The following is a 15,719-nucleotide window of genomic DNA, read 5'->3' as shown; positions in this document are numbered from 1 at the left end:
ACATGAAACCAAGGATTCTGGTTGTCGACGACGACACGGCACTCGCCGAGATGCTCACGATTGTGCTGCGTGGTGAGGGATTCGATCCCTACGTTGTAGGCGATGGAACCCTGGCGCTCGCGGCAGTGCGTGAGACTCGCCCCGACCTCGTTCTGCTCGACCTCATGCTTCCGGGCATGAACGGTATCGATGTATGCCGGGTCCTGCGTGCGGATTCAGGCGTTCCGATCGTGATGCTCACCGCCAAGACGGACACCGTCGACGTCGTGCTGGGCCTCGAGTCCGGTGCCGACGACTACATCATGAAGCCGTTCAAGCCCAAGGAACTGGTCGCCCGCGTTCGAGCGAGACTGCGACGCACCGAGGACGAGCCTGCCGAACTGCTCAGCATCGCCGACGTCGTCATCGACGTACCGGCACACAAAGTCAGCCGCGGCGGTGAGCAGATTTCGCTCACCCCACTCGAATTCGACCTGCTGGTCGCGCTCGCCCGGAAACCGCGTCAGGTCTTCACCCGCGAGGTTCTCCTGGAACAGGTGTGGGGCTACCGCCACGCTGCCGACACTCGACTGGTGAACGTCCACGTTCAGCGTCTGCGTGCCAAGGTCGAAACTGATCCCGAGAATCCCGAAGTGGTTCTGACGGTGAGGGGTGTCGGCTACAAGGCCGGACCGCCGTGAGCGGTGTCTCTCGATGGCGTCGCCGCCTCAATCGGTGGCTGACGCCATTTCTGCGGTGGTGCCACTCTCTGAGTAACACCCTCGCTCACACGTGGCGACGTTCGCTTCAGTTGCGAGTGGTCGTCTCGACGTTGTCGTTGTCGTTGATCGTCATCGTCATCTTGGGTGTCGTTCTCACCAGCCAGATCACCGACAGGCTTCTCGAAGCGAAGATCACTGCGGCGACAGAGGAGATGGATCGCGCGCGGGGGATCGTCGAAGATCAAGTGGCCGGCGCCGACGGCAATCTCGAAGCGCAACTCGAGAGCGCGGCGTCGAGTTTGACCAGTCGCAATCAACCGGCCGGTCAGGCATCGGGTTCTGCGGGGACGTTCGATCCGGTTCTCATCGTGGAAGGCGGCGGGCCGCGGCAACCGACTTCTGCCGGCCCGGCCGAACAGATTCCCGCAAACCTACGTGAGTTCGTTCAGAACGGTCAGATCGCATACCAGTTCGCGACAGTCGCGAATCCGGGCGGTTACTCGGGTCCGGCGTTGATCATCGGCAGTCCGACGGCATCGTCGATCTCCAATCTCGAGTTGTATCTCGTGTTTCCACTCGCAAGTGAGGACCGCAGTCTCTCGCTGGTGCGCAGCACCCTGTTGATCGGTGGCGCAGTTCTCCTGGTCCTTCTGGCCGCAATTTCGCTACTGGTCGCCAGACAAGTCGTGTTGCCCATCCGATCGGCGTCGAGGATTGCCGTGCGGTTTGCCGACGGCCGACTCAAAGAGCGGATGCCGGTTCGCGGTGAAGACGACATGGCTCGTCTCGCAATGTCTTTCAACGAAATGGCGGAGTCTCTCTCGAAGCAGATCACCCAACTCGAAGAGTTCGGCAATCTGCAGAAACGCTTCACTTCGGATGTCAGTCACGAACTGCGCACTCCGCTGACGACGGTTCGGATGGCCGCCGACCTCATCCACGACGGCAGCGACAGCCTCGATCCGATCCTTCGTAGGTCATCGGAACTGCTTGTCGCAGAACTTGATCGGTTCGAGGGTTTGTTGGCCGACCTGCTCGAGATTTCCCGTCACGACGCCGGCGTCGCAGAACTTGCTTCCGAACAGCTCGACGTCAGAATGTGTGCGCGTGCCGCAGTGTCCACGGTTCGCCATCTCGCCCGTGAGTCCGGCACCGAGCTGATCGTGGATATGCCGGACGAGCCGGTCATCGCCGACGTCGATCCGCGACGCGTGGAACGCGTGCTGCGGAATCTACTGGCCAACGCTATCGATCACGGTGAAGGGAAACCCATCCTGCTCCGCTTGCGTTCTGACGACAATGCTGTGGCCTTCATCGTTCGCGACAGCGGCGTCGGATTGCGTCCGGGTGAAGAGAAGCTTGTGTTCAACCGTTTCTGGCGATCCGATCCGTCTCGGGTACGCCGCAGTGGCGGTACCGGACTCGGCTTGGCAATCAGCGTCGAGGACGCGAATCTGCACGAGGGCAAGCTGGAGGCATGGGGCGAGCCTGGCGTCGGAGCGTGTTTCCGTCTGACGTTGCCTCGGGTGCGGGGAAAGAAACTGGTGTCCAGTCCACTTCCCTTGAAGCCGACCACAACCAAGTTCGTGCGGTCGCCGTCCGCAGCGGACATGGTCGCAGAAGAGGTCGTCGCGGAAGAGGTCGGAGACGTCACCTCGTCCGTTCCCACTCCTCACGACCAGGAATCTCGAAGTGGTTCGCAAGGCGGTGAGCGTTCATGAAAAATCACCTTCACCGCGGTGTGCTCGCAGTGATGCTGTGCACGGTTCTGTTGACAGGGGCGTGCGCGAGCCTGCCCGACTCGTCGTCTCCCCAGGCAATCGGGACCCTTGCCACAGTGGCGCCGGGAACGTCGATCGCTCCGCCGGCCGAGGGCCGCGAGCCAGATTTGTTGTTGCGGGACTTCGCGAAAGCCAGTACCGATCCATCGAATCGACACCTTGCGGCGCGGCAGTACCTGGCTCCTGCGATGTCGGCAAAATGGGATGACGCGGCCAGCGCGACCATCGTCGACAGAGTGGACACGCTTTCCGAATCGCGAACCGACAAGGAAGCCGTCTACACGATTCGGGGGAACAAGGTCGGACGCCTCGACCCCGGTGGTGTGTACGTTTCGGAAGAGGGCAGCTACGAATCCAAGATGACCCTGACGCTGGTCGACGGCCAGTGGCGGATCAGCGATCTCCCGTCCGGCGTGATCATGGAGAAACCGGCGTTCCTCGGTGCGTATCAACGAAAGTCGTTGTACTTCCCCGATCCGAGCGGGCAGACCATGGTTCCGGATCTGCGGTGGGTTTCGGGGCCGCAGGATCAGATGGCGTCGCAGTTGGTGGGCTTGTTGATCAACGGACCCAAGTTGGCGCTCGCCGCCGCAGTCCGCAACGAACTCGGTGCCGGAGTGTCCGTGATCGGACCGATAACGAAGGCTGACGGCAGAACCGGTCAGGTCGGTGTCGGTCTCGGCGGAGTCCGGATCGACTTCCGGATCGATCCGGCGGATCCGGCCGATCGCTCGATGGATGCCGCTACTCGCGGATTGTTTGCGGCGCAGATCATCTGGACGTTGGCCGGTGCCGACATCTCCGGTCCGTATGTTCTGCTGGTCGACGGGCAACCGCTCGACGCGGCGCATCCGGACGGATGGACCACCGCCGATGTGGCGTCCACGAACCCACTCGCCACCGCCGGCGCCACGGTCGGCCTGCACGCTCTACTCGGTGGGTCCCTGGTCAGTGTCACCGAGCAGGCTGTGATCCCGATACCCGGGTTCGCCGGGAACGCCGGCAATCTGGTGTCGGCGTCCTTGTCCCGGGATGGCAAGACCGTCGCCGCAGTCGCAGATACCGCAAAACCCGATCCCTCGACGCGGTTCTCGCTGGTGCTCGGGCCCTATGCCGACGGCGGGGTGCAGGTGCTCGAAGCGCCGGCCATTACGCGGCCGACGTGGGAACTGGACAACAATGCGATCTGGGCGGCAGTCAACGGCAATACCGTCGTGCGAGTGGTTCGCGAGCCCACTACCGGCCGCGCATCGGTGACGAATGTGGATGTGGGCGCATTGATTCCGTTGGGTTCGAACATCACCGAACTCAGGCTTTCGCGAGACGGAGTGCGGGCGGCGATGATCATCGACGGCAAGGTGTATCTGGCGATCGTGGTGCGGATGCCGAGTGGTGTGTTTGCACTCACCAGTCCGCGGGCAGTGGCTCCGGGTCTGGGCAGTTCTGCGCTCGCATTGGACTGGAGCAACAGCGATACCGTTGTGATTGCGCGCAACAATTCTGACGTTCCCGTTGTACAGGTCGCGATCGACGGTTCCCGAATGGACTCGTTGCCCCGAGGAAATCTCACAGCGCCAGTGGTTTCCGTGGATGCTTCACCGACCACCGAGTACGTTGCCGACGCGCGGGCAGTGTTCCAGTTGAACAACAACGATCCGGCCGGCGACAGGTTGTGGCGTGAAGTGCCGGGTCTGACGGGGCAGAAAGCAATTCCGGTACTGCCCGGCTGAATGGTCGGCGGGCATGTGTCGGTGCTGTGCCTCAGACTTCCCGTTCATGGGGGAATTCGCGTTTCGTGATCTGGGAAAACTGGGCGGTGCGGCGCTCGATCTTGTCTTGCCACGAGAATGCGGAGGATGCGGAAGGCCGGGCGCGCAGTGGTGCGGCGTGTGCGCCGGCGAGCTTCGGGACCATCCGATCCGACTGACTCCGAGAGTCGATCCCGGGGTGCCGGCGTGGGCGCTCGGGCCCTACAGCGGCCCGAGGCGGCGCAGCGTGATCGAGATGAAGGAACGTGGCCGACGAGATCTCGTCGGGCCGCTGGGAGCCGCGGTGGCGGCAGCGATGACATGTCTGAACCGGTGGGGCGAGCTTGATTTCGATTCCGAGCGGCCAGTGGTTTTGATCCCGGCGCCGTCGCGCTCTCGGGCCGCGCGTTCTCGGGGCGGAGATCCGGTCCGAAAGATCGCGCGCGCAGCGGTCGGTGCCTTGCCGACGGACTGCGGCGAGGTTCGGTCTGGGTTGGTCATGTCACGTGGCGTCCGGGATTCGGTAGGGCTGTCGGCCGCGGACCGAGCTACCAATGTGACCGGAGGGATATCGGTCACTGTGGCTTTGGACGAGCTGGCGGGGCGGGATGTCGACGTGGTCCTCCTCGACGATGTTCTGACGACGGGAGCGACTGCGGCAGAGTCGATTCGGGTGCTCGGGCAACACGGAATCCGGACAACCCTCGCACTCGTGGTTGCCGGCGTTTGAATGAATTTCAGGCGAAGAGTGGCACTCGCGCGAATTACGTACTAGCGTCGGCGGCACACCCGAAAATACAGGTGGGAGGTGGTACTTCAATCCTGGTGCCGGGCGGATCCCCTCTCGGTACTTGAAACACCTGCTGCCGCCCAACTTTGGGCGGAGCCGTAATTGGGAGGTACGAGTGACGACCCCTTCGCAAGCCTCATTTTTCATCGAGGACGCCACCACCGAGCGTTCCGAAAGATCCGCCGTTCCGAAATCCGACATCGTCCTGACCGGACGCAATGTCGAGATACCCGATCATTTCCGAGTTTATGTCTCGGACAAACTGGCGCGACTCGAACACTTTGACCCCTCCATCTTTCGTTTCAACGTCGAACTCCAACATGAGCGCAACCCGCGGCAGTCAAAGACCGCTCAGCGCGTCGAGATCACTGCCCGAGGCAAAGGTCCCGTAGCGCGAGCAGAAGCCTCCGCCGACAGCTTCTATGCCGCGTTCGAGGCTGTCATCGCAAAACTCGAGAATCGGCTGAGGCGTACCAAGGGCCGCAAGCGCGTCAGCTACGGCGACAAGCGCCCGGTTTCGGTTTCCGAAGCGACAGCGCCGCTCGCACTCGAAAACGCGCCGACGATGGAGACGGATATCTCGCTCAACGGCCAGGAACTCGAGGCCTACGACGGTCCCGGCCAGGTAGTGCGAGTGAAGGAACACCCGGCTGAACCGATGCTGATCGACGATGCGTTGTACGAAATGGAATTGGTCGGACACGACTTCTTCCTCTTCCACGACAAGGAGTCGGATAAACCGTCCGTCGTCTACCGTCGGCATGCGTTCGACTACGGGTTGATACGCCTGACATGACCGATCTATAGGTGGGTTGCCTCGCAACTCGGCCTTAGCGCCTACCATGGAATCCGGCCGGGGTTTTCGGACTTCGGCCGGATTTCACTGTGTCGCCCATTTGTTGCCGAAGATTGAGGACGAACAAGACTGTGCCGTCGCTGTCGCTATCGAAGCTGCTCCGTGTTGGTGAAGGTCGCATGGTCAAGCGACTCAAGCACATTGCTGACCATGTCGAATCGCTGTCGCCCGAGGTAGAGGGCCTGACAGATGATCAACTCAAGGCCAAGACCGTCGAATTCCGCGAGCGCTATGCCGCTGGCGAGACCCTCGACGAGTTGCTCCCCGAGGCATTCGCCGTGGCGCGTGAAGCGTCGTGGCGCGTGATCGATCAGAAGCACTTCCATGTGCAGATCATGGGTGGTGCGGCCCTGCACTTCGGCAACGTCGCGGAAATGAAGACCGGTGAGGGCAAGACCCTGACCTGTGTGCTGCCCGCGTACCTCAATGCGATCGCCGGTGACGGCGTCCACGTCGTCACGGTCAACGATTACCTGGCCAAGCGTGACTCCGAGTGGATGGGCCGTGTCCACCGCTCACTCGGACTCGAGACCAGTGTGATCCTGTCCGGTATGACGCCGGCGGAGCGTCGGGTCGCGTACGCCTGCGACATCACCTACGGCACCAACAACGAGTTCGGTTTCGACTACCTCCGCGACAACATGACGCACTCGCTGGACGATCTGGTCCAGCGTGGCCACGCGTTTGCCATCGTCGATGAGGTCGACTCGATTCTCATCGACGAGGCCCGTACCCCGCTGATCATCTCCGGCCCCGCTGACGGTTCGAGCAAGTGGTACAGCGAGTTCGCGCGTATCGCGCCGCTGTTGAAGAAGGACGTCCACTACGAGGTGGACATCCGCAAGCGCACGATCGGTGTGCACGAAGCCGGCGTCGAACTGGTCGAGGATCAGCTCGGCATCGACAATCTGTACGAGGCTGCCAACTCGCCGCTGGTGAGTTACCTCAACAACGCCATCAAGGCAAAAGAGCTCTACAGCAAGGACAAGGACTACATCGTCCGCGACGGTGAGGTCATCATCGTCGACGAGTTCACCGGTCGCGTGTTGGTCGGTCGTCGATACAACGAGGGTATGCACCAGGCCATCGAGGCCAAGGAAAAGGTCGAGATCAAGGCCGAGAACCAGACTCTCGCCACGATCACCCTGCAGAACTACTTCCGTCTCTACGAAAAATTGTCCGGCATGACCGGTACCGCCGAGACCGAGGCAGCTGAGCTGCATCAGACGTACACCCTCGGCGTTATCCCCATTCCGACCAACCGTCCGATGATTCGTGTCGACAACGGCGACCTCATCTACAAGACCGAGGAAGCCAAGTTCGACGCAGTCGTCGACGACGTCGTGGAACGGCACGAGAACGGTCAGCCGGTTCTGATCGGTACCACCAGCGTCGAGCGCTCGGAGTACCTGTCCAAGCAGTTCACCAAGCGCGGTGTGGCGCACAACGTTCTCAACGCCAAGTTCCACGAGAAGGAAGCGACCATCATCGCCGAAGCCGGTCGATCCGGCGCGGTGACGGTTGCCACCAACATGGCTGGTCGCGGTACGGACGTTGTGCTGGGCGGTAACCCGGACATCATCGCCGACATCGCGCTCCGCAGTCAGGGCCTCGACCCGGTAACCACACCGGAGGAATACGAGGCGGCGTGGGACGAGATCTTGATCAAGGTCAAGACCGACGTCAAGGAAGACGCGGAGAAGGTGCGCGCTGCCGGCGGTCTCTACGTTCTGGGCACCGAGCGTCATGAATCGCGTCGTATCGACAACCAGCTTCGCGGTCGTTCCGGTCGCCAGGGTGACCCGGGCGAATCGCGGTTCTACCTCTCCCTCGGTGACGAACTCATGCGCCGCTTCAACGGTTCTGCGCTCGAGTCGATCATGACGCGTCTCAACCTGCCCGACGACGTTCCGATCGAAGCCAAGATGGTCTCCAAGGCGATCAAGAGCGCGCAGACGCAGGTCGAGCAGCAGAACTTCGAGATCCGCAAGAATGTCCTCAAGTACGACGAGGTCATGAACCAGCAGCGCACCGTCATCTACAAGGAACGTCGCCAGATCCTCGAAGGTGAGGACATGGAGGGCCAGGTCGAGCAGATGATCACCGACGTGATCACTGCGTACGTCGACGGTGCCACGGCAGAGGGTTACGTCGAGGACTGGGATCTCGAGCAGTTGTGGACCGCCCTCAAGACGCTGTACCCGGTCGGGATCGACCACAAGAAGCTGGCCGGAGAGGACGGCGCCGGGATCAACAGTGATCTCAGCCGTGACGACCTGCGAACCGCCTTGCTCGACGACGCTCACGCGGCGTACAAGAAGCGTGAAGCCGAAATCGACGCGATCGCCGGCGAGAACGGTATGCGCGAGCTCGAGCGTCGGGTCTTCCTGTCCGTATTGGACCGTAAGTGGCGTGAGCATCTCTACGAGATGGATTACCTGAAGGAAGGCATCGGCCTGCGTGCGATGGCGCAGCGTGACCCGTTGGTCGAGTACCAGCGTGAGGGTTACGACATGTTCATCGGCATGCTCGACGGCTTGAAGGAAGAGTCCGTGGGATTCCTCTTCAACCTGCAGGTCGAAGCTGCTCCGGCGCAGCCGTCCACCGGTATTTCGGTCACGGCCGGCAGTGCTGCAGCGGCATCGACGACTGCACCGAAGCCCTTGCCGACGCAGGAGAATGCGGCGGGTTCCAATGGCACGGCAGCGCCGTCGGCGTTGCGCGCAAAGGGACTCGACGACACGGGTCCGTCGCGGCTGACGTACTCGGGTCCCGACGAGGACGGTAAGGCGAAGGCCACGCGGGACGCGGCCGATGATTCCGGTGATTCAGTTTCGCGCCGTGAGCGTCGCGAGGCCGCACGCACAGAGTCGAAGAGCACCAAGGCACCGAAGTCCAAGCGGAAGCGCTGATTTCCGGAGACTGATTGCTGGAAACTGATTTTCAGAAGGCTGGATAGTCACACCACGTGTAGCGCGGTGACTATCCAGCCTTCTGCGTTTGTGTTCTCGATTCTGGCTGCGATGGCAAAGGTTCGGTTGCCGCGTTGATAGGTGGCGCATACTTCTGCTGCGCTCGGTGATGCTGCGTGCACGTGTGTCCGGTGGGTTCGGGCAACGCCGAGGTCGCGGGTCGGATTATCTGAAATGGCGAGGCGCCGTACGAGTTCCAGGACGGTGGGAGATAGTAGTGCTTTGAGGTGCCCGGGGTTTCGTCGTTGATCGAGCACTTCGAGTACGAGGCGCAGCGACGTGTTCCAGAAGATGTCGGCGCCGGGTGCAACGGGATCCGCAGTGATTGCGTCGGCACGTGCGGGTCGAGACGGTGAAGTGCTGGAAGTGCCGGAAGTGCCGTTGTGCGGCGTCTTGCGTGGGCTGCCCAGTAACCGTTCGGTTCGTACCGACGGACGCCTGATCGTGACGGAATCGGCGGCTGGTTCGCTGCGCGGTGCAGGCCGAAGGAATCCGTGCGGGCTGTAGTTCGTCTCGTTGCTGTTCACCTGTTTGTCCCCCCAGACATGGATCGCTCCCCCGAGCGATGGTGAGAAGTATGACACTAATCGGCCGGTGTTGTCGCAGGGATCACCCTGGCCACCTAATGTGAATCGCGTGCGGGGACTTCTGTTGGACGTGGGTGGAGTGCTGTTCGGTCCGGGGTCGGATTTGGACGGCTTGAGTGCGCTGGTGCGCCGTGCCCGGAGCGCGGGTATCGCGACGGGAATTGTGAGCAACGATCCCGGGGGATCGGGTGCTGCGTGGTTGCGGGATCTCGGCGACGGAGTGCTCGTCGACGATGTCGTGTTGTCCGGCGATGTAGAGATGGCCAAGCCCGATGCCGCGATCTATCGTCTGGCCGCACAGCGGTTGGGTCTTCCGCCCGAAGTGTGTGTGTTCGTCGACGACCTGGCCGTGAACGTCCGGGGCGCTGTGGCCGTCGGAATGGTCGGGGTACACCACGTCGATCCCGAGACGACGATCGAAGAATTGTCGATATTGCTCGGGTTGGAGCAGCCATGGTGAACCGTTTGACGACGCAGGATGCGGCGTTCTACTTTCTCGAAGCCGGGAGCACACCCATGCACGTGGGTTCTCTGGGCGTCTTCCGTCAGTCGGGGACCGGGATCGATCATTCCGAGTTGTTGCGACTGGTTGAGGAGCGACTGAGCCTGGTGCCGCGGTACCGGCAGAAGGTACATGAGGTAGTGCTGGGATTGGCGCGCCCCGTGTGGGTCGACGATCGCGATTTCGATATCACCTATCACGTACGCCGGTCAGCGCTACCCAAGCCCGGCAGTGCAGAACAGTTGAACGATCTGATTGCCCGGCTGATTTCCAGGCCGCTGGACAACACTCGGCCGCTGTGGGAGATGTACCTGGTAGAGGGCTTGTCCGACGATAGATTTGCGATTTTCACGAAGTCGCATTCCGCCCTGGTCGACGGAGAATCCGCGCTCGAGATCAGCCAGGTTCTCTTCGATCAACAAGAGGTCCGGCTGCCCGGCGCCGAGGAATTATGGATGCCTGCTCTGCCTCCGAGTGATGTGAAGTTGCTTGTCGGTGCGCTCGCTGATCTGGTGACCAGTCCGGGCGAAGGGGTGGCCCGGGCGCGGGCGGCGTTGGGTGACATGACGACGTCGATGACGGAGGCGGTCAGTGCCTTGGGGAAGGTCGCGGCAGTGGTGCGTACGGCTGCCCAGGTGGCCCCCAGCAGTCCACTGAATGCACCGATTTCTCGCAACCGTCGACTGGCTGTGGCCAAGACGTCGCTCGACGACTATCGCCGGATCCGGGCGAAGTACGGGTGCGAGATCAACGACGTGATCCTGACGGTTATCGCTGGCGCGCTTCGGAATTGGCTGCTCTCTCGCGGCGAGCCGGTTACCGAGGCAAGCATCGTTCGCGCAATGGTGCCGATGTCGGTGTACACCGACGGACCGAACAATCCCGACGCGCCGGATCCGCAGGCGCCGGGTCATGTGTCGTCGTTCTTGGTCGACTTGCCGGTCGGTGAACCCAATGCGGTGGTCCGGTTGTCGCACGTTGCTCATGCGACCGAGGCGTTTGCTCGTCAGGGTCGGGGGGTGACGGCCCAGACTTTGGTCCGGATGTCCGGGTTTGCGCCGGCAACTCTGCACGCGATGAGTTCGCGCGCGGCCGGCAATCTGTCGCAGCGAATGTTCAACCTCATGATCACGAATGCGCCGGGTCCGCAGTTTCCTCTTTACCTCGGTGGAGCGCGGATGGAGGACATGTATCCGGTGTCGCCGTTGCTGAAAAATCAGACACTCAGCATTGCCCTGACGTCCTATGACGGCAACGTCTACTACGGTTTGAATGCCGACCGTGACGCGATGTCGGACGTCGACGTGGTGCGTTCGTTGATCTTCGAGTCTCTCGAGGAGTTGACTGACGCCAGTCGGTGAGTGGTATTTCTCGGCGTCGTCTTTCGATGAAGGTGGTCTCATGAGGGTGTACGTACCGGCAACCGTGGAAATCTTGCAGCGGTTGGTGGCCGATCAGGAGTTCGACCCGATGAGTCGAACTGCGTTTGCTGTCACTCCGGCGCTGCGTGAGGCCTATGCGGCGGGTGACGACGACGAGTTGGCCGAGGTTGCGATGGGTGAGGCGGCGCGAGCGTCGTTGCGTTTGATCGCCGGCACCGAGGGGGACGTGACGTTCCGCCGAGCGGTGGTTGCGGCTGACGTCGATGATGTGAAGTTGCGTCCGGATCTCGACGACGCGGTGGTGCGGTTGGCTGGTCCGGTCACGATGGCGCAGGTGGCATCGGTTCACGTGGACCTCGCCCAGGCCGAACCGGACATCGAGCGCGCTGCCGGGATCGTCGATGCGGCGGATCTCGGCGACGCCGATGCCGAGTTCACTCTCGGCGACGCGGAGGACCACGAATTAGCGTGGTATGCGGTGCAGGAACTGCCGTTCTTGCTCGACCTGCTCTGAAATTTACTACTTTGGAGTAACCTACGGTACCGTAACTTGGTAACCTACGGTACCGTAGGCAGTGATTTCGGTGGGATCTCTAAGTGAGAGGTGGCAGGTCTGATGGGTCTGAAGGACTGGATCGAGGCACCGGCAGCGTCGGTAGTTCCGGCAGCGCGGTCGAAGCTCAATCTGCTGCGTGGTGCAGCGGCGCGGTTGACGACGCCTCTCCTGCCTGATGATTACCTTCACCTGGCAAATCCGCTGTGGTCGGCCCGAGAATTGCGCGGCCGCATCGTCGAGGTGCGCCCGGAAACCCAGGATTCGGCAACCATCGTGATCAAGCCGGGTTGGGGATTCGACTTCAATTACCAGCCGGGCCAGTACATCGGTATCGGCTTGCATGTCGACGGCCGCTGGCACTGGCGTTCGTACTCTCTGACGTCCCCGCCCAACTGGGAAAACAAGAAGATCTCCATCGCGGTCAAGGCGATGCCCGAGGGATTCCTGTCGAGTCACCTCGTCGGCGGCGCTGTCCCGTCGGGCACGATCGTCCGTCTCGCAACGCCGTCGGGCAACTTCGCGTTGCCGGACCCGCCGCCGGAGAAGATTCTGTTCATCACCGCCGGCAGTGGAATTACGCCGGTCATGGGCATGCTTCGCACTATGAATCGTCGTGGGCAGTTGCCTGACGTCATGCACATTCACTCCGCTCCGACAGAGTCCGATGTCATGTTCGCGGATGAACTGACGGCGCTCCATGCCGAGCACGAGGATTTTGTCAGCCACGTTCAGCTCACTCGCCGCGACGGAAAGTTCAAGCTGAGTTCGCTCGATCAAGTGTGCCCGGACTGGCGTGAACGCCACACGTGGGCGTGCGGTCCGTTGCCGTTGCTCGACGAGATCGATGATGTCTGGAAAGCGGCGGGAATCGAAGAACGCCTGCATATGGAGCGATTTGCAGTCTCACGCATCGACGCGGAAGCCGACGGTGGAACGGTCACGTTCGAGAAGTCGGGCAAGACGATCACAGTCGACGGTGCGACGACCCTGCTGGAGGCCGGTGAGAAGTCCGGTGCGTTGATGCCTTTCGGTTGCAGAATGGGCATCTGCCAAACGTGCGTCGTACCGCTCGTTTCGGGCCATGCGATCGATCTGCGTTCGGGAAAACAGCACGTCGAAGGTGAACGAATCCAAACGTGCATCTCAGCCGCCGCGGGCGACTGTACGCTTGACGCATAGCTTCTAGGCACCCGGAGGACAACGGTGGCAATCACCGACATCAAAGAGTTTTCGCACCTCACTGCAGCTGACGTCGAAGCGCTCGGGCGTGAACTTGACCAGATTCGACTCGATATCGAAGATTCCCGAGGAATTCGGGACGCTCGCTATATTCGTCGGGTCATCCGGGTCCAGCGAGCGTTGGAGCTCGGTGGCCGGATGGCGCTCTTCGGGAGCCGGTACCGACCGGCGTGGTTGGCCGGCACAGCCTTGCTGAGCTTGTCAAAGATCATCGAAAACATGGAACTCGGGCATAACGTGATGCACGGGCAGTGGGACTGGATGAACGATCCGGAGATCCACTCGTGCTCGTGGGAGTGGGATCAGACGGGGCCGTCGGAGCACTGGAAGCGTGCCCACAACTATCAGCACCACACGTACACCAACGTTGTCGGTATGGACGACGATCTGGGTTTCGGAATCTTGCGTATGACGCGCGACGAGCCGTGGAAGCCGATCAACCTTCTGCAACCTATTGCCAACGTGGTTCTGGCGGCGACGTTCGAATGGGGCATCGCCCTTCATGACCTCACGGCGGCGTCCAAGTTGGAAGGCTCCGCGAAGGGGCAGTTGAACTCGCAGGCGAACAAAGACTTCGCGCGCAAGATCTTCCACCAGGTCGGCAAGGACTTCATACTGTTTCCGGCGCTGACGGGGCCGGCATGGAAGTCGACTCTTACGGCTAACGCGACTGCCAACCTGGTCCGCAATCTGTGGGCGTATGTCGTGATCTTCTGCGGCCATTTCCCCGACGGTGCAGAAAAGTTCACGGTTGCCGAGTTCGAACAGGAAACCCGTCACGAGTGGTACCTGCGTCAGATGCTCGGCAGTGCGAACTTCAACTCCGGCAAGCTCATGGGATTGATGAGTGGCAATCTGAGTTACCAGATCGAGCACCACGTCTTCCCTGATTTGCCGAGCAATCGCTATCCGGAGATTGCCGTGAAGATGCGGGCACTGTGCGAGAAGTTCGATCTCCCGTACACAACCGGTTCGTTGTTCAAGCAGTACGTGTTGGCTTTGCGCACCATTCACAAGCTGGCGCTGCCGGACAAGTGGTTGATCGCGACGTCGGATCATGCACCCGAGACGTCGTCGGAGCTCCGCTTTCGGGAGTCGGGTTTCAAGGATGCGGCAATGGCAATGGTCGAAGATCTACGCACGGATCCGGTGACGGGAAAGCGTGTCGGACTGCTGACCGCTCTGAAGTCGCAGGCGCGTTCTCGCATGCCCAAGCGCAAAAAGTGATATAGATTACATCGGGAAAAACCTAACCTACGGTGCCGTAAGTTACGCTACAGTAGGTCGTGTCGATTTCGATCGATATGAACTTGCTCGTTGTAGCCGAACTTACTGCCAGGAGGCCTTCCGATGGCGATTGCCGATGTCAAGGAATATGCGCATCTCACCGAAGCTGATGTCGAAGCGCTCGGTCGTGAACTCGATGCGATCCGCCGCGACATAGAAGATTCGCGCGGCGAGAAGGATGCGCGGTACGTGCGCAACGTGATTCGGTTGCAGCGTTCCCTCGAGATCAGCGGTCGCGCGATCCTCTTCGCCAGTCGCAAGCGACCGGCCTGGTTGCTGGGTGCCGGCGTTCTCGGCGTCGCCAAGATCATCGAGAACATGGAACTCGGCCACAACGTGATGCACGGTCAGTGGGACTGGATGAATGATCCGGAGATCCACTCCAGCTCGTGGGAATGGGACGTCAACGGCCCGTCCGCGCACTGGAAGCAGACGCACAACTTCCTGCACCACAAGTACACCAACGTGTTGGGCATGGACGACGACGTCGGATACGGACTGCTCCGCGTCACGCGTGATCAGCGGTGGAAGCCTTTCAATGCCGGCAACATCGCCTACAACACGCTCCTGGCACTTTTCTTCGAGTGGGGTATCGCGGCTCAGCACCTCGAGCTCGGCAAGGCGGCCAAGGGTCGCACCGACATGGAGGACACGCGTCGTAAGTTGCGTGAGGTGGGCGAGAAGATCGGCAAGCAGCTGGTCAAGGACTACGTCGTCTACCCGGCGCTGACCGGCCCGGCGTGGAAGAGCACTCTCAGTGCCAACTTCACCGCCAACATCATTCGTAACCTGTGGACCAACGCGATCATCTTCTGCGGACACTTCCCGGACGGTGCCGAAAAGTTCACCAAGGCAGACATCGACGGCGAGTCGAAGGCGCAGTGGTACCTGCGTCAGATGCTCGGCAGCGCAAACATCGAGGGCGGCAAGGTCATGGACTTCATGTCCGGCAACCTCAGCTACCAGATCGAGCATCACCTGTTCCCGGACCTGCCGAGTAATCGCTACAAGGACATCGCGGTCAAGGTTCGTGAGCTCACCGACAAGTACGACCTGCCGTACACCACCGGTCCGTTCCTGGTGCAGTACGGCAAGTCATGGCGCACCATCGCCAAGCTCTCGCTGCCCAACAAGTACCTCAAGGACACCGTCGACAATGCGCCGGAAACGGCGTCGGAGTTGATGTTCGAGGGCAACGCCACGTTGACGGTCGATCCGGTCACCGGCCGCGCCAGTGGCCTCAAGAGTGCCATCGCCCGCAAGCGTAAGGGCGGAAAGCTGCGGAGCCTGCTCGGCCTGCGCTGATCCGCTTCAGAGT

13 protein-coding genes are annotated in these 15,719 nt (G+C 61.4%); 12 read left to right on the top strand and 1 reads right to left on the bottom strand.

What is annotated here, in order from left to right; translation table 11 throughout:
• Nucleotides 1-2: 2 nt before the first annotated feature.
• The 6 genes from mtrA (at nt 3) to secA (ending at nt 8,788) form a co-directional block, all read left to right on the top strand.
• On the top strand, nt 3-680 hold the full coding sequence (mtrA, locus tag MTX36_RS09070) for an MtrAB system response regulator MtrA (protein ID WP_169632739.1): 678 nt from the start codon (nt 3-5) through the stop codon (nt 678-680).
• Nucleotides 677-2,422 carry an MtrAB system histidine kinase MtrB gene (mtrB, locus tag MTX36_RS09065; RefSeq protein WP_308198206.1) on the top strand — a complete coding sequence of 582 codons (1,746 nt, stop codon included), beginning with the start codon at nt 677-679 and terminating at the stop codon, nt 2,420-2,422. Before mtrA ends, mtrB begins: the two co-directional genes overlap by 4 nt.
• Complete coding sequence (gene lpqB, locus MTX36_RS09060; RefSeq protein WP_243619384.1) at nt 2,419-4,212, top strand: MtrAB system accessory lipoprotein LpqB; 1,794 nt, start codon at nt 2,419-2,421, stop codon at nt 4,210-4,212. The genes mtrB and lpqB overlap by 4 nt, the downstream gene beginning before the upstream one ends.
• 46 nt (nt 4,213-4,258) lie before the next feature.
• The gene (locus MTX36_RS09055; protein WP_243619383.1) at nt 4,259-4,960 is read left to right on the top strand and encodes a ComF family protein; all 702 of its coding nucleotides are present in this window, start codon (nt 4,259-4,261) and stop codon (nt 4,958-4,960) included.
• Between the two features lie 175 nt (nt 4,961-5,135).
• Complete coding sequence (gene hpf, locus MTX36_RS09050) at nt 5,136-5,816, top strand: ribosome hibernation-promoting factor, HPF/YfiA family (protein ID WP_243619382.1); 681 nt, start codon at nt 5,136-5,138, stop codon at nt 5,814-5,816.
• A gap of 131 nt (nt 5,817-5,947) precedes the next feature.
• Nucleotides 5,948-8,788, top strand: coding sequence for a preprotein translocase subunit SecA (gene secA, locus MTX36_RS09045; RefSeq protein WP_243619381.1), 2,841 nt, complete (start codon nt 5,948-5,950; stop codon nt 8,786-8,788).
• 47 nt (nt 8,789-8,835) lie between these two features.
• Here the strand turns inward: secA and MTX36_RS09040 are convergent, their stop codons facing one another.
• The gene (locus MTX36_RS09040; RefSeq protein ID WP_243619380.1) at nt 8,836-9,375 is read right to left on the bottom strand and encodes an Rv3235 family protein; all 540 of its coding nucleotides are present in this window, start codon (nt 9,373-9,375) and stop codon (nt 8,836-8,838) included.
• Between the two features lie 109 nt (nt 9,376-9,484).
• Here MTX36_RS09040 and MTX36_RS09035 point away from each other — a divergent pair, with 109 nt between their 5' ends.
• From MTX36_RS09035 to MTX36_RS09010, 6 genes are all read left to right on the top strand, one after another.
• Complete coding sequence (locus MTX36_RS09035; RefSeq protein ID WP_243619379.1) at nt 9,485-9,895, top strand: HAD-IA family hydrolase; 411 nt, start codon at nt 9,485-9,487, stop codon at nt 9,893-9,895.
• The gene (locus MTX36_RS09030) at nt 9,889-11,298 is read left to right on the top strand and encodes a wax ester/triacylglycerol synthase family O-acyltransferase (RefSeq protein ID WP_243619378.1); all 1,410 of its coding nucleotides are present in this window, start codon (nt 9,889-9,891) and stop codon (nt 11,296-11,298) included. The genes MTX36_RS09035 and MTX36_RS09030 overlap by 7 nt, the downstream gene beginning before the upstream one ends.
• A 40-nt stretch (nt 11,299-11,338) precedes the next feature.
• Complete coding sequence (locus MTX36_RS09025; protein WP_243619377.1) at nt 11,339-11,833, top strand: hypothetical protein; 495 nt, start codon at nt 11,339-11,341, stop codon at nt 11,831-11,833.
• A 102-nt stretch (nt 11,834-11,935) separates the two neighbouring features.
• A complete protein-coding gene (locus MTX36_RS09020; protein ID WP_243619376.1) occupies nt 11,936-13,054 on the top strand; it encodes a ferredoxin reductase in 1,119 nt (372 codons plus the stop codon).
• Between the two features lie 24 nt (nt 13,055-13,078).
• Complete coding sequence (locus tag MTX36_RS09015; RefSeq protein ID WP_243619375.1) at nt 13,079-14,341, top strand: acyl-CoA desaturase; 1,263 nt, start codon at nt 13,079-13,081, stop codon at nt 14,339-14,341.
• Between the two features lie 123 nt (nt 14,342-14,464).
• On the top strand, nt 14,465-15,706 hold the full coding sequence (locus MTX36_RS09010; RefSeq protein WP_243619374.1) for a fatty acid desaturase: 1,242 nt from the start codon (nt 14,465-14,467) through the stop codon (nt 15,704-15,706).
• Nucleotides 15,707-15,719: the final 13 nt, after the last annotated feature.

The sequence above is a fragment of the Rhodococcus sp. ARC_M6 genome (genome assembly GCF_022810305.1).
Lineage (GTDB): Bacteria > Actinomycetota > Actinomycetes > Mycobacteriales > Mycobacteriaceae > Rhodococcus_F.
Note: the sequence above shows the minus strand (reverse complement) of the source record. Positions and strands in the feature narration are given on the sequence as shown.

Coding starts and splice junctions, on each gene's coding strand:
- mtrA (WP_169632739.1), top strand. CDS start 3: ATGAAACCAAGGATTCTGGTTGTCGACGACGACACGGCACTCGCCGAG.
- lpqB (WP_243619384.1), top strand. CDS start 2,419: ATGAAAAATCACCTTCACCGCGGTGTGCTCGCAGTGATGCTGTGCACG.
- MTX36_RS09055 (WP_243619383.1), top strand. CDS start 4,259: ATGGGGGAATTCGCGTTTCGTGATCTGGGAAAACTGGGCGGTGCGGCG.
- MTX36_RS09030 (WP_243619378.1), top strand. CDS start 9,889: ATGGTGAACCGTTTGACGACGCAGGATGCGGCGTTCTACTTTCTCGAA.
- MTX36_RS09025 (WP_243619377.1), top strand. CDS start 11,339: ATGAGGGTGTACGTACCGGCAACCGTGGAAATCTTGCAGCGGTTGGTG.
- MTX36_RS09020 (WP_243619376.1), top strand. CDS start 11,936: ATGGGTCTGAAGGACTGGATCGAGGCACCGGCAGCGTCGGTAGTTCCG.
- MTX36_RS09010 (WP_243619374.1), top strand. CDS start 14,465: ATGGCGATTGCCGATGTCAAGGAATATGCGCATCTCACCGAAGCTGAT.